At 47.3% G+C, this 696-nt stretch carries 1 protein-coding gene; it reads right to left on the bottom strand.

The window, feature by feature from the left end:
* Window positions 1–696, bottom strand: a 696-nt coding sequence (locus tag HMPREF0848_RS10735; protein WP_037608980.1) for an Ig-like domain-containing protein, incomplete at both ends; no start/stop codon positions are given.

The raw sequence follows: 696 nt of genomic DNA on the forward strand, positions 1-696 counted from the left end.
TGGAGCTGTAGTATCTGTCGCTACTTTTGGATCACTCGCGTCTGAGGTGTTTCCTGATGGGTCAGTTGCTTTAGCTGTCACATTACCTGCTGGAATATCAACAGTTGGCGTAATCGTTGCTTTACCACCTGTGCCTGCTGTCGCTTCACCAATCTTGTTGCCGTCTTTATCGTAAAGAGCAACAGTTGAACCTGGTTCTGCAGTTACTTCTACTGATGGCTTAGTGCCGGCTTTGCCTGTGAGGTCTGTAGCGACAACTGGTTTCGCTGGAGCTGTTGTATCTGTCGCTACTTTTGGATCACTTGCGTCTGAGGTGTTTCCTGATGGGTCAGTCGCTTTAGCTGTTACATTACCTTCTGGAATAGCAACGGTTGGTGTGATGGTTACTTTACCATTGCTAGCAGCCGTTCCTTCACCAATCTTGTTACCATCTTTATCGTAAAGAGCAACAGTTGAACCTGGTTCTGCAGTTACTTCTACTGATGGCTTAGTGCCTGCTTTACCTGTGAGGTCTGTATTCACTACTGGTTTCGCTGGCGCTGTGGTGTCGGTTGCTACTTTTGGATCACTTGCAACTGATGTGTTACCTGCCGCATCTGTCGCTTTGGCTGTTACATTACCTACTGGAATAGCAACGGTTGGTGTAATGGTTACTTTACCATTGCTAGCAGCCGTTCCTTCACCAATCTTGTTGCC

The sequence above is a fragment of the Streptococcus sp. C150 genome (assembly GCF_000187445.1).
Taxonomy (GTDB): Bacteria; Bacillota; Bacilli; order Lactobacillales; family Streptococcaceae; genus Streptococcus; species Streptococcus raffinosi.